Source organism: Thiomonas sp. OC7 (assembly GCF_900634595.1).
In the GTDB taxonomy this organism is placed as follows: Bacteria; Pseudomonadota; Gammaproteobacteria; order Burkholderiales; family Burkholderiaceae_C; genus Thiomonas; species Thiomonas arsenitoxydans.
The window spans coordinates 2,160,221-2,184,617 of the sequence record NZ_LR131953.1 but is presented as its reverse complement, the minus strand read 5'-3'; the positions used below and the strand labels follow the sequence as shown (position 1 = coordinate 2,184,617).

The window sequence follows — 24,397 nt, the reverse complement described above, 5'->3', positions numbered from 1 at the left end:
GATTCAGCTTCAGGAAGCATGGAAGCTACAGACTTTAGGTCTGCGTTGCGCGGATGTCTGTACGCCAGCGCACGCTGCAGTGCGTCAATGCGTCGCTCTGACCTGCCCCCTCGCGCCGTACCAACGTTAAGTCAGGAGTCCGGGTTGCAAGGTTAATTCACCTCGTTGGGGGTTGCGGGGTGAGCAGCATCGCCAGCGCGCTGGCGATGCTGCTCGGCGAATCGCGCCGGAGGTATCCGACCCAGACTGCTGTGGGGCCGCACCTCGTTGAAGTCGCGGCGCCATTCAGCAATGGTCACTCTGGCTTGGTGCAGCGTCTCGAACCATTGCTCGTTGAGGCACTCGTCGCGGAACTTGCCGTTGAAGCTCTCGATGAACCCATTCTGCGTCGGCTTGCCCGGTGCGATCAGGATGTGGCGCACGCCGCGACTCGTGGCCCAGGCCATGAATGCCTGACTGGTGAATTCCGGTCCGTTGTCGGTTCGGACGGCTGCGGGGTAGCCGCGAAATTGGGCGGCTTGATCGAGCAGGCGCGTCACGTAGGCACCGGAAATGCCGTAGTCGACCGCAATGTCCACACATTCATGGCTGAAGTCGTCGGCCACGGTCAGGCACTTCAACCGTCGGCCGTTGGCCAAACTGTCGCTGACAAAATCCATGCTCCACACCTCGTTGACCGTTTTGGCCAGTTGCAGCGGCACGCGCTCGGCCGCCGCGCGCTGGACCTTCTTGCGCTTGCGCACAGCCAGGTTGGCCTGGCTGTACAGCCGATACACCCGCTTATGGTTGATGCCCGGAAATGCGGGGCGCAGCAGGTCGTGGATGCGCCGATACCCGAACCGCCGCCGGACATGCGCGATCTCAACGATCTTGCCGTGCAGTGCCGTGTTGAGCGCATCCTGCTGGGGCGCATGGCGATAGCTATCTCTGCTGAGCCCCACGAGGCAGCACGCTCGGCGCTCGGACAAATGATGCTCGCTGATCATCTTGCCAATGGCCTCGCGTTTGACCCGTGGGGCTAGCGTTTTACCCCGAGAACGCTCTTGAGCGCGTGCATGTCCAGGTGCGCCTCGGCCAGCAGCTTCTTCAGCTTGGCGTTCTCCGACTCCAGTGCACGCAGCCGCGTCGCTTCGGATGCCTCCATGCCGCCGAACTTGGCGCGCCACTTGTAGAACGTCGCGTCGCTGAAGCCGCCGGTGCGGCACACCTCCTTGACCGAAACGCCAGCCTCGGCCTGCCGGAGAAACCCAATGATCTGCTCTTCGCTGAATCGACTCGTCTTCATGTCCATCATTCTCCATCGTGATGGACTCCACGAACTTCACCGTGGTACGGCTGACGGGGGGCAGGTCAGCTCGGGCGAAGCCATTCAAAGCGCTGACGTTCGCTAGCGCACAGACGGCAGACGCCTGGAAGGCTAACTTCATGGTCATGCCTGCGCACTCCGACGCGGCCACAAGGACGCATATGAATCTCCATCTCAGTATTGGCCCGCTGGTTTCCCTGGTTGCCGGTGTCCTGATCCTCGCCATGCCCCGCCTTCTGAACTACATCGTGGCGGTCTACCTGATTCTCATCGGACTCATCGGGATCTTTGGCACTGGCGGCCTGCAGTTGCATTGAACAGCCCGCGCGATGCTGCGCGGCCCAGGATGCTCAATGACCTTATGCCAGCCGTAGCTCGACCTGATGGCTGCGGCCATCGTCCAGCAAAGCGATGCTCGCTGCAGACTGCACCACGCCATCGAGCAGGATCTGGGCTGTGACCTCTGCGGGGTTGGTAGACGACAGCGTCCGCCCGACACGGATGCAATACAGCGTGCTGCCGTAGCGGTAATCCAGCTCAAACCCAGGCCAGTCAGCCGGTAGCACCGGGGCGAGATGCAAGTGTCCGCCCTCGCGGCGCAGGCCGAGCAGTGATTCCACGATCAGGCGGTACATCCAGCCAGCCGAGCCGGTGTACCAGCTCCATCCGCCGCGCCCGACATGCTGCGGGGCGGCGTAGACGTCAGCGGTCATGACATAGGGCTCGACCTTGTAGCGCTCGATGTCGGCGGCGCTGCGCGCGTGGTGCACTGGATTGATCATGTCCAGCAACTCCCAGGCACGGGTGGCGTCGCCGAGTTCGGCGAAGGCCATCGCCGCCCAGACCGCGGCGTGCGTGTACTGGCCGCCGTTCTCGCGCACGCCGGGCACATACCCTTTGATGTAGCCGGGGTCGAGCAGGGTCTGGTCGAACGGTGGGTCGAGCAATTGCACCAGCCCGGCATCGCGGCGCACCAGACGCTGGTCGAGCGCGTCCATCGCCTGCCGCTGGCGGTCTGCATCGGCGGCGCCGGACAGCACGGCCCAGCTCTGCGCGATGGCGTCGATCTGGCATTCCGCACTCCCAACCGAACCCAGCGGCGTGCCATCGTCGAAGTAGGCGCGGCGATACCAGGCGCCATCCCAGCCATGCTGGTCGAGGCTGGCGCGCAGCGCCGCCGCGGCGTCAACGCAGCGCGCAGCGAAGTCGGCGTCGCCGCGCGACTGCGCCAGTGGCACGAAGCGCTGCAGTACCTCATGCAAGAAAAAGCCGAGCCAGACGCTTTCGCCACGGCCGTGGTCGCCCACGCGGTTCATGCCGTCGTTCCAGTCGCCCGTGCCCATCAGCGGCAGGCCGTGCGCGCCGCGCGGCATGCTGTGCTCGATGGCGCGCACGCAATGCTGGTACAGCGACTCCCGCAGCTCCGAGCGTGTGGCACGGTCGTAATAGGCTTCTTCGTCGGCGTTGACGGCGCGGCCTTCGAGGTAGGACGCAGTCTCGTCGAGCACGGTTTGGTCGCCGGTGATCTGCACATAGCGGCTCACGCATAGCGGCAGCCACAGGTAATCGTCGGAGCAGCGGGTGCGCACGCCGCGGCCCAGCGGCGGATGCCACCAGTGCTGCACGTCGCCTTGGCTGAACTGGTGCGCCGCGCATAGCAGCAGATGCTGGCGCACCGCATCGGGCTGGGCGTGGATCATCGCCATGGCGTCCTGCAACTGGTCGCGGAAGCCGATGGCGCCGCCCGACTGGTAGTAGCCGCTGCGCGCGAGAAAGCGGCAGGCGATCACCTGATACAACAGCCAGCCGTTGACCAGCACGTCGAGCGCCGGGTCGGGCGTGCGCACCTGCACCGCGCCCAGCGTGCTGCGCCAGTGCTCGCGTACGGCGTCGAGCGTGGTGGCCGCCGTGCCCAGTCCGCGACAGCGCTGCACCAGCGCGCTGGCGGCCTTGGGGCTCTCGGCCACGCCCAGGCGGAAAATGATTTCTCGCGTGTCGCCCGCGCCCAGATCGAAGGAAATCTGGATGGCCGCGCAGGGGTCCAGCGCCGCGCCGACTTGCCCGGATAACCGCGCGTTGCGCAGCGCCGCCGGGTCGCGCAGGGTGCCGTTGCGGCCGATGAATTCACTGCGGTCGCCGGTCACGCTGCGCGCCGGGTTGTCGACATCGAAAAACGCCACGCGACCGGCGAATTCGGTGTTGTAGGCATTGCGCGCGAACAGGGCACCGGTCACCGGGTCGGACTCGGTGACCACATGCATGGCGGTTTTCTCGCGCAGATCTCCGAGCACCCATTCGACATAGCCGGTGGCCGACAGGCGGCGCGCGCGTCCGGAGACATTGCGCACCTTCAGCACCGAGAACTTCACCGCCGCGTCCAGCGCCACATACACCCACAACTCGGTGCGGATGCCGTCTTCGCTGTGCTCGAACACGCTGTAGCCAAAGCCGTGGCGGGTGCGATATGCGCCTTGGCCACGCCGGGGCAATGGCGTGGGCGACCAGGAATGGCCGCTCTCTTCGTCGCGCACATACAGGGCTTCGCCGCTGGCGTCGGTCACCGGGTCGTTGTGCCAGGGCGTGAGGCGGAATTCGTGCGCGTTCTCGCCCCAGGTGTAGGCGCCGCCGCTCTCCGAGATCACCGTGCCGAACTGCCCATTGGCCAGCACGTTGGCCCACGGCGCGGGGGTGTTCTGTCCCGCCGCCAGGTCGATCACATACTCGCGGCCATCGGCGCTGAAGCCGCCGAAGCGGTTGCCCAGCAGCACAGGTTGGGCGGCCGTGTCAGTCTCCGCGACCACGTTGTCCGCACGCGTCGATTCGGCCAGTCGCGGGCGCGAGGGGATGAAGGCCTCCGGCAGCTTGTGCAGGCGCCGGCGCCCGACCTGCTCGGCCAGCGATCCGCGGCTATCGCTCAAGATCACGCGCGCGGCGGACTGCACCAGAATGCGGTCTTCGTTGGAAATCTGCTGCGCCGGACGCACGAAAATGCCGCCAGGGCGGTCGATCAGACTGGCTTCCACGCCCGATGAAATCAGCCCCATGATCTGATCCTGCAATTGCTGGCGGTAACCGGCGTTGTCCTCGTTCCAGATCACCAAGTCAACCGCCAAGCCTTTGAGGCGCCAGTAGGCGTGCGCCTGCACCAGTTGCCGAACCAGTTCGATGTTCGCCGGGTCGGCAATGTGCAGCAACACGATGGGCAGGTCGCCGGAAATGGCCTGGCCCCATAAGCCCGACTGACCGCGCCGGTTGGCGCGCAGGGTGCCGGCGTCGGCGCGCAGTGATGCATGGGCATAGAGCAGGCAGGATGCCAAGTCTTCGTAGAGCTGCGCATCGACCTGGCTGCTGTTGAGTTGGCGCAGCATCACCTGGCTATGCGTCCACGCGAGGTCGAACACCCGGTCGGCCAGATGACGGTCGCGGAATTTTTCGATGAGTTGCAGGCAGGCGTCGCGGCTGTCGCCCACGCCGGTCACCATGTCCACCAGCGCCGATTGCTCGGGCTCAAGTGTGATACGGCAGCGGATGGCGACGATGGGGTCGAGCACCGAGCCTGCGCTGTTGGACAGGTTGCGGGGACGCTGGCTGATGCTGTCCATCGCCTGCGGATCTGACGTGCTGCGGCCACGGCCAATGAATCGGGCGCGATCGGTTTCGTAAGAAATTTCGTCAATGTGGGCGTCGTGCACAGCCAGAAGATGGCACATCCACGGCACCGCTTCGGCACTTGAGCGTGCACGCCGGGTGCAGACGATGGCCTGCAGCGGGCGCACCAGTTCGGTCTGCACAAACAGCTTGCTGAAGGCCGGGTGCATGGCGTCGGCCAGCGCGGGCGCCAGCACCACTTCGGCATAGGTGGTGATCTCGATCGTGCGGCGGCTGCGGCTGCGGTTGGTCACGCGCAGGCGGCGCAGTTCGACATCGTCTTCCGGCGACACCGCGATCTCGGTGTGGGTGTCGAAGTCTGGTGTGCGTGTGCGGAACTCGGCGCGAGCGTCGGAGAAAATCGCCTCGTAGGACTTGAGCGTGCGGCGAGCCGGGTGATGCGCACTCGACCAGTACGCGGCGCTGCTGACATCGCGCAGATAGCAAAACGTGCCGGCATCATCGCGGCTGATGTCTTCGCGCCAGCGCGTCACCGCCATGTCGCGATGGCGGCTGTAGCCACCGCCCGCACTGCTGACCATGGCGTGATAGCGCCCATTCGAGAGCAGCTGCACGGCGGGCCGGGCGCGGTCCGGATCGGTGAAGACGCGCAAGCTGGTTTCCGCCACGCGCGTGAGCGCCTGCGGCGAAGCAGCGGCGGTGGCATGGCGATATTCCGCCGCGGTTTTTGGCACGCGCTCCTGCAGTAGCAGCAAGGTGGCGCGCAGGCTGGGGTCGGACTCGAAGCGGCGCTGCATCGGGCGCTGCTGCAACAGATGGTCAAGCGCGAGCAGGCTCATACCCTGGTGATGCGCCATGAACGAGCGCACCACGACAGAGTCCTGGCCGCGCGGCAGGCGTGCCGGGGTGTAGTCCACCGCTTCGTACAGGCCGTAGCGGCCTTCCACCCCGGCGTCGGCCAGGCGTTGCAGGTTGACGCAGGCGGCAGCCGGGTCGATCATCAACGCCAGGGCCGAGGCATAGGGCGCCACCACCCGCTCTTCACTCAGGCCGCGTTTGAGGCCCAGCCCCGGCACGCCAAAGGCGCGGTACTGGTAGTTGAACTGCGTGTCCTGCGTGTTGTAGCCCGACTCGGAGACGCCCCAGGGCAGACCCAGCTGTTGGCCGTATTCAATCTGCCGTGCCACTGCGGCCTGGCAGGTCTGATCGAGCAGGGTGCCGGGCACATTGGGCATCACCAGCAGCGGCATCAGATATTCAAACATCGAGCCAGACCACGACAACAACACTGGCTCGCCGCCACTGCTGGTGAGCAAGCGTCCCAGCGCAAACCAGCTGTCCTGCGGCAATTGTTCCTGCGCGATGGCGACAAAGTTGGTGAGCCGCGCTTCCGAGGCCAGCAGGTCGTAAAACCCGGCGTCGAGCCGGCGCTCATCGACGTTGTAGCCAATCGACAGCAAGTCACGCTGACTGTCGTAGAGAAAGCTGTAGTCCATCAGCGCCATGGCACCCGCCTGCTGCGCCAGTTGTTCGATGGTCTGCAGCAGGTCTGCGGCGCGCTGCTGCACAGCGTGCGGCGCGGCGCTGCTGGCCTGCACCAGCTGGCGCAGGGTTGGCATGGCCTGCGCTTCGCCGTCCTGCGGCAATGGCGTCCAGGCCGAAAACGGCTGCAGTGTGGCGCTGGCATCGCGGCATTGCGCGCGCAGCGCCTGCAGCCAGAAGGCGACATCGCTGAGGGTCGTGGCGCCGGCGGCTTCCAACGCATCGGGCGTGGCCGGCTCGGTGTCGAGCGCGAGCGCGTCCGCTGCGGCCAGTAAGCCTTGCAGGCAGGCCACGGCAGCCGCCAGCGTGCGCGGCGGACTGGCCAGCGCAGCGTCGAGGGCCTGGCGGAACGGTGCCAGCGCAGCGCCGCTGTGGTCGCGGTCTTGCAAAGCTTCTTCGAGCAATGCGAGGGTGTCGTCCAGGCCTTGCAGCAGGCGCGCATCGAACAGCGGATCATCCGCCAGCGCCAGCAGGCCGGGGCGCAGGGTCAACAGATGCCCGGCGAGATTGCCGCTGTCCACCGCTGAGATGTAGCGCGGCGCCAGCGGCTGCAGGGTGAGGGTGTCGTACCAGTTGTAGAAATGCCCGCGGTAGCGTTGCAGGCCCTGCAGGGTCTGCAAGGTTTGATCGGTGCGCCGCAACAGCCGACCGATGCCGATGTAACCGAGGTCGTAGGCCGCCAGATTTGCCAGCAGCGCCAGCCCCATATTGGTGGGCGAGGTGCGGTGCGCAACCACCGGGGCCGGTTGCTCCTGAAAATTGTCCGGCGGCAGGCCGTGGTCCAGCGTGCCGACATGGGCTTCGAAAAACGCCCAGGTCTTGCGCGCAAGCCGCCGCAGAAGCCGCTGGGCTTCAGGCGTGGGCATGAAGGTCTGCATGACCGGCGGCTGGCTGATGCGCCAGGCCATGGCGGGCGAGGCCAGCCACAGCAGCAGCAAGGGCGCAGCCACCAGCAGCGCGCCGGGCCGCAGCAGCGCCAACGCGCCCGCGACCAGCAGCCCCAGCAGCGGCCCGATCGCCATCGACTTGAACGTGGCGGCCAGCGTGGTGCTGACGCTGCGCTCCACCGCCTGCGACGGGTTCCACTGCAGCAACAGGCGCCGCGTGACGGCCATGCGCCACAGCGTGCGCACAATGGCGTCGAAGCTGTAGAGCGCCTCATGCGGCAGCCAAGCCAGGGTGAGCAGGACATGCGTGGCATGCTGGCCCATGCTGCGTAGCGCCAGGCGCAGGTGCTGGCCGAGCAGCACGTCACGCGGCTTGATGAACAGATCGAGTTGCAGCGCCAGCAGCGGCGGCACGACCACCACGGCGAGCACAGCCAAGGTCCACGCCGCGGTCTGCGTGATGACAAACCAGCCGAGCAGCAGCAGCGCCAGCAGCGCGGCGGGCACCAGACTGCGTCGCAGGTTGTCAAGGATCTTCCAGCGCGACAAGGCCGACAGCGGGTTGCGCGTGCGCAGGCGCTGTGGCGTACGCACCCAAGGCAGAACCCACGGCAGCAACTGCCAGTCGCCGCGAATCCAGCGATGGCGGCGGTTCACGTCGCTGCCATACCGCGACGGATAGTCTTCGAACAACTGCACGTCGCTGATCAGGCCAGAGCGGGCGAAGCAGCCCTCCACCAGATCGTGGCTGAGGATGCTGTTCTCGGCGAAGCGATTCGCCAGAACTTGCTCGAACGCATCGACGTCGTAAATGCCCTTGCCGATGAACGAGCCTTCGCCGAACAGGTCCTGGTAAAGGTCTGACACCGCACTGGTGTAGGGGTCGATACCGGCGTCGCTGCCGAAGAATCGCGCGTACATCGAGCGCGCCGCGCTGGGCAGGCTGATACCCACGCGCGGTTGCAGGATGGCGTGCCCGGCGATGACGCGCTGCGTGGCGGTGTCGATCACCGGCCGATTGAGCGGGTGCGCCATGGCGCCGATGAACTGGCGCGCGGCGTCGCGCGGCAACTGCGTATCGGTATCCAGGGTGATGACGTACTTGACCTCGGTGAGCACTTCGATGCGGCCCACGATCTGCATAAACCGCGTGCCGCCTGCGCCGCGCAGCAGACCGTTGAGCTCGGTCAGCTTGCCGCGCTTGCGCTCGTAACCCATCCACACCTTGTCGGTCGCATTCCAGCGGCGCGGCCGGTGCAGCAGAAAGAAACGGTCGGCCTGTGCGTCGGGGTGGCTGGCGTTGAGCGCGTCGATGCGCTCGGTGGCCTGTTGCAGCAGCGCCGCGTCGGTCTCCAGCACTTCACTCTGGGCATCGACAAAATCGGTGAGCAGGGCGAAGTGCAGATGCGGGTCGCGATTGGCCAGGAAGCGCACCTCGAGCGCATCGGCCAGGGCCTCCACGTCCTGCGCACTGCTGAGCATGGCTGGAATCACCACCAGGGTGCGCACCTCGGGCGGTAGGCCCGTGGAAAAATCGAGCCGAGGCAGGATGCGCGGCAACACCACGATGGACAGCAGCCAGTTCACCAGGCTGATGGCCAGCTGGCTGCTGATCAACCCCACCGCAACAGCGATAGCCAAGAATTCCCAGCCATGCAGGCCATTGCGCTGCACGACACGCAGAAGAGGCTGCGCCAGCAGAGCCAGCAACAGCAAAACCGAGCCGAGGTACAGGGTGAGGGGCGCGCGCAGGGCGAACCGCCGCAGCGCGTCGCGGGCCGAATCTTGCGCGGCCACACGCTGTTCTAGCGCGGCCAGTCCGCGGTCGATGAGAAAGTAACCGACGTGGCTCTGCGACGGCTGCTCGGTCGCGCCCGGCGCGGTGTGACTCGCCAGATCAACCGCAGCGCGGGCCACTTCGCCTTCACTGCGGGTGGTGCGCTTGGCCAGGCGTTCCACCACATGGCGGTAGTGGTCGCGGGTAGTGAAGTCCATCGCGGCATAGATGCCTGCCGGGTCTTGGCGCAAGACCTGCTCCACATGACTCATGGACTCGACGAAGGTGCGCCAGTCCATGCTGGACAGCGTACGCAGACTGCCGATGCTGTTGCCGATGGTCACCTGATCAGCGGCCTGCTGCTGGGCTTCGAGCTGTACCAGCCGCTCGATGTTGTGCCCGGATTCCGACAGCGCCTGCTCCACCCAGGTCAACGCCAGCGCCAGTGCGGGCCCCTGGCCTTGAAGCCGCCGCGTGAGTTCGGCCACAAAGGAGCAGGCCATGGGCGGACCCGAGCGCGCCATGTCGGCCACGGCGAGCACCACGCTCTTGGGGTCGCTCTCGGCGACTTCGGCCATGCGATCGGCCCACTGCCCGGCCACGTTGCGGTCGCCCCATTCGGCCATCACCCGCACCGCGACCCGGCGCAGATTCTCGATCAGCCCCAGTCGCAGCATGATCGGAACGGCCCACAGCTCGCCCAGCTTGAGCGGCGTCACCGTCTGGTAGGCGGCGACGAAGCGGCGCAGGCTTTCGCCGTCCAGGCGGCCATCGGCGTGGACGATGGTTTCCAGCGCAATGTCATAGACCCGCGGCAGGTTGGCCGAAGGGCCGTTGATCAGCCACGGCAGCTCACGGCTGTAGCCCTTGGGCAGGTCGCGCTGCGCTGTGCGAATCTGCTCCTCGATCAGGTAATCGTTATCGAGCAGCCACTCCGCTGCCGGTGTGATGCGATGCCCCTGGTACACCGCCTGCGTCAGCACCGTGCTGGCATGCGCCAGCGTGTCCGCGTTGTCGGCAAGCCGGGTGAGCAAGGCATTGTTCTGCGGCCGCATGGAGGCCTGATGCCGTGCGGCCAGCACCACGCCATGCTGCTCCATCTGATCGGCGCTGAGCAAATCCGAGCGCAGCACGGGTTCGTCCACCTGTGCCGGGCGAAAGATGGCCGGGCGCAGCAGTCGACTACCCAGTTGCGGCCAATGGGGTTTGGCGTGAAGAGCCCAGAATTTCAAGATGAGAGCACCCCCAGACCTGCCGCATTCGCGTCAGGCCCCCCGAGGGGGATGAGGCCCGCGGCTCCAAGCTGCCCTGCGGCAGCTTGGACGGAGCCGAATCCGAGCAGCTTGCAAGCCGCAAGGTGGACAAGAAAACTTGGGGCGGCCCTACGTTTTCTCATGAGGCGCCGGTGAAGTGACCTCGCGCCACGACGATGAAAGGCGGCCCCGCAACCGGCTTGCAGCGGCCGCACCTGGACGCCGGCTCTCTCAGCCTTCAACGCCGTGCACTGCGTTGCACGCATCGCGTCAGCCTCCATGGTGGGAGCGTTTGCCCGGATTTTTCTTGCGGGTGGACTTGCCGCGCACCAAACTGCGCTTTTGGCCTGTGGCCTTCATCTGCGGAATCGCGGGCTGGCTGTTTGCATCAATGGGGCGGGTGGGAGATTTGCTGGGCATGGCGGGCTTTCGGTTGGATCAACAAGAAGGGCATTGCGCCTGCTGGGACACAGCGCGCAAGGCAGGATGGCGGCGGATCAGTGCTGATCCGCGACTTTTTCAATGATCTGCAGAATCGGTTTGATCAGATCGATCGGCATCGGGAAGATGACCGTGGAATTTTTCTCGGTGCCAATTTCCGACAGCGTTTGCAAATAGCGCAGCTGCATGCCGCCGGGCGCCGACGCCAGAATGGCCGCCGCATTCACCAGCGTCTGCGCGGCCTGGAATTCAGCGTCGGCATGAATCACCTTGGCGCGGCGGTCGCGTTCAGCCTCCGCCTGCTTGGCGATGGCGCGCACCATGTCTTCGGTCAGTTCGATATTTCGGATCTCCACCACGCTGACCTTGATGCCCCAGGCCTCGGTCTGGGCGTCCAGAATGGCCTGAATATCGGCATTGATCTTGCTGCGCTCGGACAGCATTTCATCCAGGTCGTGCTTGCCCAGCACCGCGCGCAAGGTGGTTTGCGCCAGCTTGCTGGTTGCGGAGAAAAAATCTTCCACCTGGATAAAGGCCTTTTCTGGATCGACGATGCGGAAATACAGCACCGCATCCACCTTGACGGACACGTTGTCCCGCGAGATCACGTCCTGCGATGGCACCTCGTGCACCACGGTGCGCAAATCCATTCGGGCCATGCGCTGCAACACGGGGATCACGAGAATCAGCCCGGGCCCTTTGACCCGCTGGAAGCGACCGAGCTGGAACACCACGGCCCGCTGGTATTCGTAGATGATCTTGAGGGACGAGGCCAGAAACAGCGCCAGAACGGCCAGGAGGAGGAACAGTGGAGACTGGATGGGAATGTTGGACATGGCGGCGCTGGCAACTTGAGAAAGTGGCTACCAAGTGGCGCAGAAGCCGTCGAGCCGAACCCTTGCACGGCCAGAGATCAGCTGAATTGCAGGCGCTTTTTTGACGGCTTTTCGAGGATCTGGACCCTCAGCAGAACAGTCGTTCCAAAGAGCGCAGGGCGCTGCCTTGGAACTGTTGTTGCAACGTAGGCCAAAAGCCTTTGCGGGTCTGTACGTTTGCGTACAGACCCGCAAAAAACGCAGATGGCGGATTGCTCACGCTGTGATGGAGAAGTGTTCCGGCGTGCCGGGGTCTGGCCGGCGTTTGTCGATTCAGGCGTTCGCAAAAACGCTGATGCGCAACGGTGATCGCGCGCCCAACGTTCACACAGGCTGGCTCAGGGCGCGGCCTGAAGAAGTCAGCCGGGTCTGGCCTTGCTGGAGCTCAGATCAAAATCGCTCGGCATATTGCGCATATTCCCAAGGGGAAATCTGCGCCAGATCGCTGCACCACTCGAGTGGTTGCAGCGCAGCGATCTACTCCACTGCAATCTGGCTCAGTGCGGACAGATCTTGCGCGCCCTGCGCGGCCCGGGCGTCGGCGATGGATAGCGGGTCGCTCGGTTTGTCCATCGCCGCATCGCGGCCCTGGCACTAGGGCCTGTTAACGCTATTGATGCACCCACGCCGGGGGTCTGGGCGGAGGCAATGCGAGGCGCAGGCCGCGCCGTAGTGTGTTGCACCGCAAGCGGACGGCAACGTGGCAGTGCGCCGCCCAGCCCCCCGGCCCGAAGGGTTGCCCCCAGGCGGGTGCATACATAGCGTGAACAGGCCTTAACCCTTGGCCGCTAGCAGCGACGCTTCGAGGATGTCGAGCGCCTCGGCGAACACGGCGTCTGAAATCGTCAGCGGGAACAGGAAGCGCACCACGTTGTAGTCCACGCCGCAGGTCAGCAGGATGAGGCCGCGCCTGAGCGCCTCGGCCTGCACGGCCTTGGTATAGGCCGCGTCCGGTTTGCCAGAGGCGGGGTCGTTGAACTGCACCGCAATCATGGCGCCCAGGCCGCGCACATCGCTGATCTGCGGCACTTGCGCGCGCAGGCTTTCGAGCCGGGCCTTGAGCTGATCGCCCAGCCGCTGGCCGCGCGCCGGGAGTTGCTCGTCGTGCATCACGTCGATCACGGCGTGCGCGGCGGCCACCGCCATCGGGTTGCCCGCGTAGGTGCCTCCCAGCCCGCCGGGGGCCGGGGCGTCCATGATCTCGGCGCGGCCGGTCACCGCCGACAGCGGCATGCCCGAGGCCAGCGATTTGGCGATGGTCATGAGGTCGGGCAGCACGCCGGTCTGCTCGAAAAAGTGTTCCATCGCGAACAGCTTGCCGGTGCGGCCGAAGCCGGTCTGCACCTCGTCGGCGATGAGCACGATGCCGTGCTGGTCGCACAGCGCGCGCAGCCACTTCACCGCCTCGGCCTGAATGACGTTGAAGCCACCCTCGCCCTGGATCGGCTCGAAGATGATTGCGGCCACGCGCGCGGGCTCGATGTCGGCCTTGAACAGCAGTTCCACCGCCTTTTTCGTCTCGTCGAGGCTGGCGCAGTGGCAGGGAAACGGAGCGTGATAGATCTCGGGCGGAAAGGGGCCGAAGCCGGCCTTGTAGGGCTGCACTTTTCCGGTGAGCGACACGGCAAACAGGCTGCGGCCGTGGAAGGCGCCGCCAAAGGCAATCACCCCTGGGCGCTTGGTGTAGGCGCGGGCAATCTTGATGGCGTTTTCCACCGCCTCAGCGCCGGTGGAGAACAGCGCGGTTTTCTTGGCGTGGCTGCCGGGCGTGAGGGCGTTGAGCTTTTCGGCCAGGCTGACATAGCTTTCATACGGCACGACCTGATAGCAGGTGTGGGTGAAGTGCTGCAGTTGCTCCTGCAGCGCGGCGACGATCTTGGGATGGCGATGGCCGACGTTCATCACCGCGATGCCGCCGGCGAAGTCGATATAGCGCTGGCCTTCGACGTCCCACAGCTCGGCGCCCTCGGCGCGGTCGGCGTAGAAGCTGGCCATCACGCCCACGCCGCGGGGCGTGGCAGCGGCGCGGCGCGCCTGGAGTTGTTCATTCAGTGAGTGGTTCATGGTGTGTCCTTTTCAAAAACTGTCCGGGGTCAGGCCGGATCGATGCGCATCCAGGTAGTTTTGAGTTCGGTGTATTTGTCGAAGGCGTGCAGTGATTTGTCGCGGCCGTTGCCCGACTGCTTGACGCCGCCGAAGGGCGCGGTGATGTCGTCCTCGTCGTACTGGTTGACGTGCACGGTGCCCACCTGCAGCGCGCGAGATACGCGTACCGCGCGGTCGATATTGCGCGACCACACCCCGGCGTGCAGGCCGTAGGCGCTGTCGTTGGCCAGGGCGATGGCCTCGGCTTCGGTCTTGAAGCGAATGACCGCCAGCACCGGGCCGAAGATTTCTTCCTGCGCGATTTTCATGCTGTTTTTCACGCCGTCGAACACCGTCGGGGCGACGTACTGCCCGCCGGTCTCCTGCAGCGCGCGGCAGCCACCGGCCACGCAGCGCGCGCCCTCGTCCACGCCCGACTGGATATAGCCGAGCACGGTCTGCGTCTGGGTTTCATCGACCAACGCGCCGAGCACGGTACTGGCATCCAGCGGGTCGGCCGGGTGGTATTGCGGAGTGAGCGCAGCGAGCTTCTCGACGAAGGCATCGGCAATGCTGTCCTGCACCAGCAGGCGTGAGGGCGCGTTGCAGCTCTCGCCCTGGTTGTAGAACATGCTGCCAATGGCCGTGGCGGCGGCGCGGTCGAGATCGTCGAAGTCGGCGAAGACAATGTTGGCCGACTTGCCACCGAGTTCGTTGTACACGCGCTTCAAGTTGCTGCGGCTGGCATAGTCGAGCATGCGGCGGCCGGTGCGGGTGGAGCCGGTAAAGCCGATGGCGTCCACGTCCATGTGCAGAGCCAGCGCCTCGCCGGCCTCATGGCCGAAGCCCGGCACCACGTTGAACACGCCCTCTGGCAACCCGGCCTCCAGTGCCAGTTCGGCCAGACGCAGCGCGGTGAGCGGCGATTTTTCAGAAGGCTTGAGCACCACGCTGTTGCCCGCGGCCAGCGCGGGCCCCAGCTTCCACGAGGCCATCAGCATGGGGTAGTTCCACGGCACGATGGCACCGACCACGCCGATGGCCTGGCGCGTGATGAGCGCCAACGCGTTGTCACCGGTGGGGGCGATTTCGTCGTAGATTTTGTCCACCGCTTCGCCGAACCACTGCAAGCAGCGCGCGGCGGACGGTACGTCGGTGGACAGGCTGTTCTTGATCGGCTTGCCCATGTCGAGGGTTTCGAGCAACGCGAGTTCGTCGCGCGCGGAGCGCAGTTGCTCGGCGAAAGCCACCATGACTTTCTTGCGCGCAGCGGGCGGCTGGCCAGCCCAGCGGCGGTCATTGAATGCAGCGCGGGCCGAGGCCACGGCGCGGTCGATGTCCGCCGCCTTGCCGCGGGCGACGCGGGCGATCACCTTGCCGTCAACGGGCGAGATGCAGTCGAACAGGCTGCCGTCTGCCGCGTTCCAGCGACGGCCGTCGATCACCATGCGGCCGTCGATACCGCGCTTGAGCAGATCGTCGGCGCGCTGATGCCAGATGCGATTGAAGTTCTCGGTCATGCGAATCTCCTGGGATAAGGTTTAGTTCTTTTTGAGCGCCATGATGGCGTAGTGTTTGCGCACGCGGGTATGGTTTTCCCAGATACCGGTGAAGCCGCCGGGCACGACGAACGCGTCTCCAGCGTGGAATTCCTGCGCCGCGCCGTCGTCTGCGGTGAGCGTCATATGCCCTTCGAGCAGCACGCAGAACTCTTCTTCATGCGGGTCGTAGCGCACCCGCCAAGCGCCGGGCTCGCCCTGCCAGATGCCTGCGGAGAACTGACCGGTGGCGTCGGTGTAGTGATTCCAGGCCAGTTGCTGCGGGTCACCGCGCAGCACCCGGTCGGGCGCTGAAGCGACGGTTTCGGGCGCCACCCCGTTCGTTGTGAAGGCGATGGGATGGTGCATGATGGAGTAGGAAAAAACAGTGAGGCGGCGGGCAAGACACCCGCCGCGAAAGGACAGATCAGAAGCTCACGACCACCGAAGCGGCAAGGAGATTGTTGTCCTTTTTGTAGCTGCCATCCGACACGTTGTAGAAGGTAGCGAGGCTGGAGCGGTCATAGCGATACTCCATCTTCAACGTGGTCGACTCGGTCAGCAGATAGTTCCAGCCCACGGTAAGGGCGTAGCGGTTGGCGCCCTTGTTGGGGTCGACGATAGCCCAGTTGCCCGATCCGTCGTTGACGTAGCCTGGGCCAAAGCCATTGACGCCATTGAAGGTCTGCCCAGCGCCACCGCTGCTGGAATTCATGTAGCCGCCGGCCAGACCGCCGCCGTTGTGCGAGTTGTTCAAGTAGTCGGCGCGCACCAACCCGAGGAAGCGCGGGGTGAAGTTGTAGGTCAACAGCCCCGACAGACCCCACCAACGTGCCTTGCCGTTGTTGTAAGCGGCCTGGGCTTGCTGGCCGAAGCTCGCCTGGCCGTAATAGCCCCAGTTGCCCTGATTCAGGTAGCCGTCCACTTCGAACATCTGGGCCGTTGTCGTTCCGGTCAATGACACTGGCGTTGTGCCATCGGCCAAGTCCACATTCGAATTCGGCAGCTTGCCGACCAAGCCCCAGAAGCCGACTCCCGCACTGTCGTAACCCGGAATGCTGTAGTCCGCCCTGAACACCAGCGCTGGCGCACGACCACCGTCCCCGCCGTAGTAATAGCGTGGCGAGTTGACGTTGGCGATCATGCTCTTCCATTCCCAATCGCCCACGGTCTGGTCAATGCCAACGCCGGTATAGGCAGTGAGCTCAGCAAAATCGAACAGCAGATTATGGGTGATGGTCTTGGTCTGGTTGTCCCAGGTGTATTCATAGCCTTCCCAGTCAGGGATCTGACCGGCGATGATCTTGGTGTCGTTATTCACCGGAATGGACACCGAAGCTTCGTGAATGATGGAGTTGCCATTCATGTTGACGCCAGCGCCACGGTCGGGCGCCAGGGTCAGGTTCCAGCCCACGCCTCCGGCGGTCTTTTTCTGGAACTGGATGTAGGCGCCGCCGAAATACGAGTTGTCGTAGTTGTAGAGCGAGTACGCACTCGGATCGCCATTCGACCGATTCAGGAACACGAATGAACTGGACTGCTGATCCTGGTTGTAGACATAGGCCGGGGCGATCATGCCGCTGATCTTCAGCCCCTTGAAGCCAGACGACTCGGTTTCCTCCTTGATGCCTGACACCTGCACGTCGGCGTGGTTCGCAACCGTCGTGGCTTCATCAGTGGCTTTCTGGTTGTCAGTGATCTGGGTTTGCTGCGCCTTGACCTGCGCTTCGAGTTGCTGCACCTTGGCCTTGAGCGCTTGCAGCTCGTTCAGGATGTCGGCGTTGGTGTCGGCATGAGCCAGTGGGGCAAGCCCCAGGCTGGCCGCCAGCACGGTGAGTTTGAACTTGTTCATCAATGTGTCCTCCAGGTGTTTTTAGATGTTGACAGGGTGCTGCACTTGCTCAGAAAACCGTTCATCCGGCGACGGTTCATCGCCCCTCGGCGGTCATCAATCCGACGCCGAATTCTCTTGCTGGCTGTGGCTCGACATCCAGGCGCAAGGCCTGCGCGGCCTGTTTTGCGCGCTGACGCTCACGACGCGCCATGAGCAGGCTACTCACCGCCACGGCAATGATGACCAGGTAAACGGTAATGGCGCCGACCACATTGATGGTCGGACTCAGACCGAGACGGGCGCGCGAGAAGATCACCACCGGCAAGGTGGTGCTGCCCGGGCCGGAGAGGAAGGCGGAGATCACCACTTCATCGAGCGACAGCGAGAACGCCAGCAGCCAGGCCGACACCAGGGCCTGCGAAATGGACGGCAGGGTGACCAACATGAACACCTGGAAAGGGCGCGCGCCTAGGTCCATGGCGGCTTCCTCGATTGATCGGTCCATTTCCTTCAGGCGCGACTGGATGACCACGGCGGCATAGGAAATGGCCATGACGGTATGGCCGATGAAGATGGTGAAAAACCCCTTCTGCGGAAACCCCATGGCCTTCTGCACCGTCACGAAAAACAACAGCAGTGCCAGCGCGATAACCACGGTCGGCATGACCAGCGGGATGTTGATCATGAAGTTGAGCAGGCTTTTTCCCGCGAAGTGGCGATAGCGCACCAGGGCAAATGCTGCCAATGTGCCCAGCAGCACCGAAGTGGTGGCCGTCGCCAGCGCCACCTTGAGCGACAGAATCAAGCCGCTGATAACTTCATGGTCATGCACCACCGCGCCGTACCACTTGAAGGTCCAGCCGCCCCAGAGGGTGACCATGCGCGAATCGTTGAACGAATACACCACCAGTACCACAATGGGCAGGTAGAGGAACAGGTAGACCAGGATCATCCAGGTCAGGGGCAGCACGGCGGTCTTTTTCATCGCGCGCCCTCCAGGCTCTTGGTCTGGTACTTGTTGAACACCGCAATCGGCAGCAGGATGAGCACGATCATCACAATGGCCACCGCGGAGGCGCGCTGCCAGTCGAGGTTGAGGAAGAACTCATTCCACATCACCCTACCGATGTTGAGCGTGGACGGGCCCGCAAGCAGTTCGGGAATGACGTATTCGCCCACCGCCGGAATGAACACCAGCAGGCTGCCGGCGATGATGCCCGACTTGGACAGCGGCACGGTAACCAGCCAAAAGGTCTTGAACGGCGTGGAGCCCAGATCCGCCGCAGCCTCCACCAGCCGGTGATCCATTTTCACCAGCGTGGCGTAGAGCGGCAGAATCATGAAGGGAATGTAGCCATACACCATGCCGACCATGAACGAAAACTCGGTGAACATCATGCGCAACGGTGTGTGGATGATGCCGACCCACATCAGGAACTGGTTGACCAGGCCGTTGACGTCGAGCAGGTTCTTCCAGGCGTAGATGCGGATGAGGAAAGACGTCCAGAACGGCAGCATGACCAGCATCAGCAGGGCGGGCCGTACTGTGGGCTTGGCACGGGCGATGAAGTAGGAAAACGGATAGCCGATGACCAGACACAGCACTGTGGTCATCAACGCGTACCACAGCGACGACAGATAGGTGATGATGTAGAGGCTGTCGCGCACCAGCGCCATGTAGGGCGAGAAGTGAATGTTTACCTGCAGCGCATCATGCACATAGGTGACGATCGGATCGAAGCCGATACCCAACGCATCGCTTCCCGACACGCTGATCTTGAGCAGGATGAAAAAAGGCGCCAGCAGAAAGGCCAGCAGCCAGATCTGCGGAATGCCGATCACGATCTTGCGGCCCCAGTTGAAGGGCTTGCGCACTTTGCGCGGGGTGGGGGTGTCGCTGTTTGTTGGCATGATGCGTTGGCGCTGTGCCTCAGTCCACGATGACCACAGGCGCGTTATCCGCCCAATGCGCGGTAACCGCGGCCCCCACATCAAACGGATCGGCATGGCGATCGGCGTTGGACACGGTGACGCGAACGCGCCGCTTGCTCGGCAGCAGCAGCTCGTAGGCGGTGTAACTACCCATGTACGAGCGCCCGGACACCGTGCCCTGAAAGGCGTTGTTCGGGTGACTCTGGTGCCCCTCGGTCAGAGTCATTTTTTCCGGACGCAAGGCGATGCCCAGCTCCATGTTGAGCGTGCCGCTGATGCCGTGGCCGATGTAGAACAACGCATCATCGGTCTGCACTTCGCAATGGTCGGGCTCGTCGGTCACCAGCCTGCCGTCGAACATATTGACGTTGCCGATGAAATCGGCGATGAAGCGGGTTTGCGGGTGTTCGTAAATCTCGATGGGGGTGCCGAGTTGAAGAAACTCGCCATCCTTCATCACCGCGATGCGGTCGGCCATGGTCATGGCCTCTTCCTGGTCGTGGGTGACCATCACGCAGGTCACGCCGACCTTGCGCAGAATGTTGACGAGTTCGAGCTGGGTACGCTCGCGCAACTTTTTGTCGAGTGCGGCCAGCGGCTCGTCGAGCAAAAGCAGCTTGGGGCGTTTGGCCAGACTGCGCGCCAAAGCCACGCGCTGTTGCTGGCCGCCGGAGAGCTGGTGCGGCTTGCGCTTGCCGTAGGGCTTGAGCTGCACCAGGTCGAGCATCTGCTCCACGCGGGTAGCGATGTCCGCCTTGGGCATGCCGTCGCGTTTCAGACCGAAGGCGATGTTGTCGAACACGGTCAAGTGCGGAAACAGCGCGTAAGACTGGAACATCATGTTGATCGGCCGCTCATAGGGCGGCAGATCGGTGATGTCCTCGCCCTCCAGATAGATGTGGCCGGAGGTCGGCGTCTCGAAGCCCCCGAGCATGCGCAGCAAGGTGGACTTGCCGCAGCCACTCGATCCGAGCAGGGCAAAAATTTCGCCCTGCTGGATGTCGAGATGAATGTCATTGACCGCGACGACCTCATCGAAGCGACGGGTGATGCCGTCGATGCGCAGGAAGGGTTTTGCACTCGTGGAAGGGGGCGTCACAACGCGAACTCCATCATCGGTCCAACAAGGTTGAGGTATGGGGTGTTGCCGCGCCCCTTCCGACAAAAAACGGAGAGCGCGGCAACAGGGGTCAGATCACAGGCCGGTCTTGAACTTGGTGTATAGACGGGTCACGAGACGACGCTGCTCCGGGGTGTAGACCTTGGGCGGAATCAGCTTGGCCACCATATCGGGCTTGAGGAACACGAAGTCGTTGTCCTTGATCTTGGCATCGACATAGGGCAGCGACGACGGCACCGGGTTGGCGTAGGTCACCGTGTTGGTGTCGGCCGCGGCCACCTTGGGCTCGAGCACGTAGTTCATCCACTTGTAGGCGTTGTCGAGGTTCTTGGCATCGGCGGGAATGGCCATGGTGTCGATGAAGATCACGGCGCCATGCGTGGGCGGGAACACTTCGATGTCCTGCTTGTTTTTTGCCGCCTTGGCGCGCGCCGCGGCAATGCCCATGTCACCCGACCAACCCAGCGACATGCAGATGGAGCCGCCAGCCAGGTCGTTGATGTAGCCCGAGGAAGAGAAGATGCTCACGTCCTTGCGCACCTTCTGCACCATGGCGTAGGCCTTCTCGAAGTCGGCCGGGCTCTGGGTGTCTTGCGGAATGCCGAGATAGTTGAACGCAGCCTCCATGATGTCGCCGCCCGAGTCGAGCATGGAGATGCCGCAGGACTTGATCTTGTCAGCGTAGGTCGGATCAAAAATCAAGGACCAGGGATTGGCCGGCATGGGGGTGTTGCCCAGCACCTTTTTCACCTGGTTGACGTTGATGCCTACCGTGGTGTAGCCCCACATCCAGGGAATGAGGTATTTGTTGCCCGGATCAACCGCAGCGAGCTGCTTCATCAGGCCCGGATCGAGGTTTTTGTAGTTGGGGATCTTGGCTTTGTCGAGCGGATGCAGCAGGCCGCCCTTGATGTCGATGGCCGCCCAGTTCGACGACGGCACCACGATGTCATAGCCGGTATCGCCCGCCACCATTTTGGCGAACAGGGTTTCGTTGGAGTCGAAGGTGTCGTAGCGCACCTTGATGCCGGTGTCCTTCTCGAAACCCGGCACCGTGGTCGGGGCGATGTAGTCGGACCAGTTGTAGATATTGAGCACGCCGGCGGCTTGCGCCGGGGCGGCAGCGCCGAGGGTTAGCGCCGCGGCGCCCGCCAGGCATGCCGCCAGCAGCTTGCGACGGACTGACTTCGTATGCAGTTTTTGTGACATGAAAAACCTCTCAAGTGTGTGTGAAGCCAATTGAAAACAACAGGTGCAGCAGGGTGAGGCTTTGCAATTCCCGTACCAGTATGCCGTGACCGACCGAAACGGAAATGGCGATTTATACCAAGCCCTGCGCACGCAGACCAGCCAGCGTGTCGTCCAGGCTACGGCGAATGCGCCGGATCATCTCGTCGATTTCGACATGCGTCATCACCAGCGGCGGGGCGATGATCATGCGTTCTTCCACGGCGCGCATCACCACGCCGTTCTTGAAGCAGTGGTCGCGGCAGAGGTAGCCCACGCCCAGATCGGCGTCGAACAATGTACGGCTGGCCTTGTCCTTGTAGAGCACCAGTCCAGCCACCATGCCGAGCGAATCGACATCGCCCACCAGGGGATGATCGGCCAGGGTGGCGAATTGCGCCTTCAGGTAAGGCGCGGTGTCTGTGGCCACGCGCTCGACCACGCCCTCGTTGCGCAGCGCGCTGACGTTGGCGATGGCGACGGCGCAGCAGGTCGGATGGCCGGAGTAGGTGAAACCGTGGTTGAAATCGCCGCCCTGCTCGATCAGCACCTTGGCCACACGGTCGCCCACCAGCACCCCGCCCAGCGGCAGGTAGCCCGAAGTCACGCCCTTGGCGAAGGTGATGAGGTCGGGTTTGGAGTTGATGTGCGGGTGTTGGCAGCCGAACCAGTGCCCCAGGCGACCGAAGCCGCAGATGACTTCATCGGAGATCAGCAACAGGCCGTACTTATCGCAGATGCGCTGAATCTCGGGCCAGTAGCTGGCCGGGGGAATGATGACCCCGCCCGCGCCCTGCACCGGCTCGCCGATGAAGGCGGCCACCTTGTCGGCGCCGAGTTCGAGAATCTTGGCCTCCAGCCAGCTTGCAGCGCGCAGACCGAAGTCGAGCGCACTCTCGCCCGGCTGGCCGTGCTGCAGCTGGTAGGGCTGGTCGATGTGGGTGATGCCCGGCAGCGGCAGGTCGCCCTGTTCGTGCATGCCGCTCATGCCGCCCAGCGAGGCGCCGCCCAGCGTGCTGCCGTGATAGGCGTTGTGGCGGCTGATGATCGTCTTGCGCTGCGGCTGGCCCATCAGATCCCAGTAACGGCGCACGAGGCGGATGATGGTGTCGTTGCCTTCGGAGCCCGAGTTGGTGAAGAACACATGGTTGAAACCGGGCGGCGCCACCTGCGGCAGCAGCGCCGCAAGCTCGGTTGCCGGGGCCGTGGTGGTCTTGAAAAAGGCGTTGTAGAACGGCAGGGTCTGCATTTGGTGGGTGGCGGCGTCCACCAGATCCTGACGCCCGTAGCCAAGGTTGACGCACCACAGGCCGGACATACCGTCGATGATTTCGTTGCCCTCCGAGTCCCAGATGCGCACGCCCTCGCCGCGCACGATGACGCGACTGCCCGCGGCGTTCAGGCTCTTGGTGTCGGTGAAGGGATGCAGGTGGTGCGCGGCGTCCTTGGCGCGCAGCGCGGCGGTGTCGAACTGGGGCAGATCATTGGGTTTCATGGGAGTCTCCGTTTCAGGACGATGTTTTCTTAAGGGCACTGCACCGGTCAAACGTGCAACAGCAGGTGCTCGCGCTCCCAGGGGCTGATGACCTTCATGAACTCGGCGTACTCGCTCATCTTCACCGCCTTGTAGATGCCGCAGAAGCGCTTGCCCAGAATGGCTTCGAGTTCGGGCACATCGTCGAGCGCACGCACCGATTCAGACAGGCTTTGCGGCAGCGGAATGGCGTTGGGCGCCGCGTAGGCGTTGGTCTTCATTTCGGGCAGCGGACTGATCTTGTTGACCATACCCAGATAGCCGCAGGCCAGGCTGGCGGCCAGCGCGACATAGGGATTGGCGTCGGCGCCGATCACACGGTTTTCCATGCGGCGGTTTTCCGCATTGGAGAACGGCACGCGGATGCCCACGGTGCGGTTGTCCGCACCCCATTCCACATTGGTCGGCGCGGCCGTATTGCTCACCAGGCGGCGGTAGGAATTGACGTAGGGCGCAAACAGCGCCATGACGTGCGGAATGTATTTCTGCAGGCCGCCGATGTAGTGCAGGAACAGCTCGGACGCGCTGCCGTCGCCGTTACTGAATATGTTCTGCCCGGTCTTGCGATCGACGATGCTCTGGTGCACATGCATGGCGCTGCCGGGTTCGCCCGCCATGGGTTTGGCCATGAAGGTGGCGAACATATTGTGGCGCAGCGCCGCTTCGCGCAGTGTGCGCTTGAAGAAGAACACCTTGTCGGCCAGATCGAGCGGATCGCCATGCAGGAAGTTGATTTCCATCTGCCCGGCGCCGACTTCGTGAATCAGCGTGTCCACGTCGAGGTCCATCGCCTCGCAGTAGTCGTAGATGTCTTCGAACAGCGGATCGAACTCGTTGACCGCGTCGATGCTGTAGTGCTGGCGCGAGGTTTCGGCGCGGCCCGAGCGGCCGATGGGCGGACGCAGCGGCTGGTCGGGATCGTTGTTCTTGGCCACCAGATAAAACTCCAGCTCGGGCGCCACCACCGGGGCCCAGCCCTTGTCGGCGTAAAGCTTGAGCATGTTTTTCAGCACGGTGCGCGGGGCGTAATCCACCGGGTCGCCATCCTTGAAATAGCAGTCGTGGATGACCTGTGCGGTGGGGTCGGTGGCCCAGGGCACGACGCGCGCGGTGCTCGGATCGGGCACCAGATTCATGTCGCGGTCGGTATCGGCGATGAGGGTGTCGATGTGGCTGTCTTCCGGCCAGTTGCCGGTGACGGTGAGGCCGATGATGCTTTCCGGCAGACGCATGCCGCGGTCTTCGGTGAACTTGCTGCGCGGCAGGATCTTGCCGCGCGCCACCCCGGTCAGGTCGGGCACGAGGCATTCGATTTCGGTAATGCGTTGGGCGTTGAGCCAGCCTTCAAGATCGTTGAAGGTCCACTGCTTGCGGTTGTCGCTACTCATGATGTGATTCCAGTTTGCGTTTCAAGGATGGTTCCATCCATCGCCTGCA

15 protein-coding genes are annotated in these 24,397 nt (G+C 63.9%); 1 reads left to right on the top strand and 14 read right to left on the bottom strand.

The annotated features are described in order from the left end of the window. Positions 1-152: 152 nt before the first annotated feature. Positions 153-1,285, bottom strand: a protein-coding gene (locus BIO17B3_RS10400; protein ID WP_156053992.1) for an IS3 family transposase whose coding sequence is annotated in 2 segments (ribosomal slippage) — positions 153-1,030 and positions 1,030-1,285 — 1,134 coding nt in all. Because the reading frame shifts where the segments join, the coding sequence is not laid out codon by codon here. 182 nt (positions 1,286-1,467) lie between these two features. Between BIO17B3_RS10400 and BIO17B3_RS10395 the strand changes: the two genes are divergently transcribed. Further along, entirely contained in the window at positions 1,468-1,623 is a 156-nt protein-coding gene (locus tag BIO17B3_RS10395; RefSeq protein ID WP_013104354.1) for a DUF3096 domain-containing protein, read from the top strand. 42 nt (positions 1,624-1,665) lie between these two features. Here BIO17B3_RS10395 and BIO17B3_RS10390 read toward each other — a convergent pair whose 3' ends face one another. From BIO17B3_RS10390 to BIO17B3_RS10330, 13 genes are all read right to left on the bottom strand, one after another. Next, on the bottom strand, positions 1,666-10,353 hold the full coding sequence (locus tag BIO17B3_RS10390; RefSeq protein WP_156053991.1) for a glycoside hydrolase family 94 protein: 8,688 nt from the start codon (positions 10,351-10,353) through the stop codon (positions 1,666-1,668). 291 nt (positions 10,354-10,644) lie between these two features. Continuing rightward, a complete protein-coding gene (locus BIO17B3_RS10385) occupies positions 10,645-10,794 on the bottom strand; it encodes a hypothetical protein (protein ID WP_156053990.1) in 150 nt (49 codons plus the stop codon). Between the two features lie 77 nt (positions 10,795-10,871). Further along, the gene (locus tag BIO17B3_RS10380; RefSeq protein WP_172979043.1) at positions 10,872-11,651 is read right to left on the bottom strand and encodes a slipin family protein; all 780 of its coding nucleotides are present in this window, start codon (positions 11,649-11,651) and stop codon (positions 10,872-10,874) included. Between the two features lie 813 nt (positions 11,652-12,464). Then, a complete protein-coding gene (gene gabT, locus BIO17B3_RS10375) occupies positions 12,465-13,754 on the bottom strand; it encodes a 4-aminobutyrate--2-oxoglutarate transaminase (RefSeq protein ID WP_156053989.1) in 1,290 nt (429 codons plus the stop codon). Positions 13,755-13,783: 29 nt separating this feature from the next. Further along, entirely contained in the window at positions 13,784-15,295 is a 1,512-nt protein-coding gene (locus BIO17B3_RS10370; protein WP_156053988.1) for an aldehyde dehydrogenase, read from the bottom strand. Positions 15,296-15,316: 21 nt separating this feature from the next. Next, positions 15,317-15,682, bottom strand: a complete 366-nt coding sequence (locus tag BIO17B3_RS10365; protein WP_156053987.1) for a cupin domain-containing protein — start codon at positions 15,680-15,682, stop codon at positions 15,317-15,319. A 58-nt stretch (positions 15,683-15,740) separates the two neighbouring features. Next, a complete protein-coding gene (locus BIO17B3_RS10360) occupies positions 15,741-17,165 on the bottom strand; it encodes a DUF3138 family protein (protein ID WP_156053986.1) in 1,425 nt (474 codons plus the stop codon). Positions 17,166-17,241: 76 nt separating this feature from the next. After that, positions 17,242-18,132, bottom strand: a complete 891-nt coding sequence (locus BIO17B3_RS10355) for an ABC transporter permease (RefSeq protein WP_156053985.1) — start codon at positions 18,130-18,132, stop codon at positions 17,242-17,244. Further along, the gene (locus tag BIO17B3_RS10350; RefSeq protein ID WP_156053984.1) at positions 18,129-19,058 is read right to left on the bottom strand and encodes an ABC transporter permease subunit; all 930 of its coding nucleotides are present in this window, start codon (positions 19,056-19,058) and stop codon (positions 18,129-18,131) included. The genes BIO17B3_RS10355 and BIO17B3_RS10350 overlap by 4 nt, the downstream gene beginning before the upstream one ends. A gap of 19 nt (positions 19,059-19,077) precedes the next feature. Further along, positions 19,078-20,178: an ABC transporter ATP-binding protein gene (locus BIO17B3_RS10345; protein ID WP_156053983.1), complete on the bottom strand. Its 1,101-nt coding sequence runs from the start codon at positions 20,176-20,178 to the stop codon at positions 19,078-19,080. A 96-nt stretch (positions 20,179-20,274) separates the two neighbouring features. Continuing rightward, positions 20,275-21,408 carry an extracellular solute-binding protein gene (locus BIO17B3_RS10340; protein WP_156053982.1) on the bottom strand — a complete coding sequence of 378 codons (1,134 nt, stop codon included), beginning with the start codon at positions 21,406-21,408 and terminating at the stop codon, positions 20,275-20,277. Between the two features lie 112 nt (positions 21,409-21,520). Next, a complete protein-coding gene (locus BIO17B3_RS10335; RefSeq protein WP_156053981.1) occupies positions 21,521-22,921 on the bottom strand; it encodes an aspartate aminotransferase family protein in 1,401 nt (466 codons plus the stop codon). A 47-nt stretch (positions 22,922-22,968) separates the two neighbouring features. Beyond that, positions 22,969-24,348, bottom strand: a complete 1,380-nt coding sequence (locus tag BIO17B3_RS10330) for a glutamine synthetase family protein (protein WP_156053980.1) — start codon at positions 24,346-24,348, stop codon at positions 22,969-22,971. Between the last annotated feature and the right edge of the window lie 49 nt (positions 24,349-24,397).

Bases quoted from the DNA above. Each gene is read 5' to 3' on its own strand.
- BIO17B3_RS10395 (WP_013104354.1), top strand. From the start codon at position 1,468: ATGAATCTCCATCTCAGTATTGGCCCGCTGGTTTCCCTGGTTGCCGGT.
- BIO17B3_RS10385 (WP_156053990.1), bottom strand. From the start codon at position 10,794: ATGCCCAGCAAATCTCCCACCCGCCCCATTGATGCAAACAGCCAGCCC.
- BIO17B3_RS10380 (WP_172979043.1), bottom strand. From the start codon at position 11,651: ATGTCCAACATTCCCATCCAGTCTCCACTGTTCCTCCTCCTGGCCGTT.
- gabT (WP_156053989.1), bottom strand. From the start codon at position 13,754: ATGAACCACTCACTGAATGAACAACTCCAGGCGCGCCGCGCCGCTGCC.
- BIO17B3_RS10370 (WP_156053988.1), bottom strand. From the start codon at position 15,295: ATGACCGAGAACTTCAATCGCATCTGGCATCAGCGCGCCGACGATCTG.
- BIO17B3_RS10365 (WP_156053987.1), bottom strand. From the start codon at position 15,682: ATGCACCATCCCATCGCCTTCACAACGAACGGGGTGGCGCCCGAAACC.
- BIO17B3_RS10360 (WP_156053986.1), bottom strand. From the start codon at position 17,165: ATGAACAAGTTCAAACTCACCGTGCTGGCGGCCAGCCTGGGGCTTGCC.
- BIO17B3_RS10355 (WP_156053985.1), bottom strand. From the start codon at position 18,132: ATGAAAAAGACCGCCGTGCTGCCCCTGACCTGGATGATCCTGGTCTAC.
- BIO17B3_RS10350 (WP_156053984.1), bottom strand. From the start codon at position 19,058: ATGCCAACAAACAGCGACACCCCCACCCCGCGCAAAGTGCGCAAGCCC.
- BIO17B3_RS10340 (WP_156053982.1), bottom strand. From the start codon at position 21,408: ATGTCACAAAAACTGCATACGAAGTCAGTCCGTCGCAAGCTGCTGGCG.
- BIO17B3_RS10335 (WP_156053981.1), bottom strand. From the start codon at position 22,921: ATGAAACCCAATGATCTGCCCCAGTTCGACACCGCCGCGCTGCGCGCC.
- BIO17B3_RS10330 (WP_156053980.1), bottom strand. From the start codon at position 24,348: ATGAGTAGCGACAACCGCAAGCAGTGGACCTTCAACGATCTTGAAGGC.